This is a genomic window from Pseudomonas sp. 43(2021) (assembly GCF_017490805.1).
GTDB lineage: Bacteria > Pseudomonadota > Gammaproteobacteria > Pseudomonadales > Pseudomonadaceae > Aquipseudomonas.
On the sequence record NZ_JAFGYJ010000278.1, the window covers coordinates 1 to 513 of the forward strand.

Annotated in this window: 1 pseudogene; it reads left to right on the plus strand. The window is 64.5% G+C overall.

The window, feature by feature from the left end:
- Nucleotides 1-12: 12 nt before the first annotated feature.
- Nucleotides 13-513: pseudogene (locus J5M71_RS27200) on the plus strand (glycine zipper family protein); the annotation flags it as partial.

Below are 513 nucleotides of genomic sequence, written 5' to 3' on the forward strand. Positions count from 1 at the left end.
GTGAGGAAAAGCATGAATTCGCGCATCTGGCGTCTGGCCGGTGTTGGTTTGCTGTGTGTGGGTGTCAGTGCGCAAGCGCTGGCCGATGAGCCGCAGATTCGTGGGCCGGGCAACGGGCCGCAGAACGACGGGATCATCCGTGGCGACAACAGCCGTCAGTTCGAGCACAACGGCCAGCCGCATAACAATGACGGTCAATGGCAGAACCGCAACCGTGCCGATGAGCGTCCGCAACCGCCTCGCCAGCCGGGCAACAACCTGCCGATCCAGCCGCGACCCGACGCCGTGCGCCAGACCCAGGAACCGCGTCAGGGTTACTACCGCGACGAGCGCCCGCAGAATGGTTACCACAATCAGCAATGGCAGACGCAGCCGCGTCCCGATGACAACCGCTGGCCGGGACGGCCGAACGGTCATGGCAATGGCTGGGGGCCTGGCCCGCAGTATCGTCCGGGCCATGTGATCGACCGTTTCCCGGATCGTGATTACCGCGTGCCGTATCGCGGTCAGGAT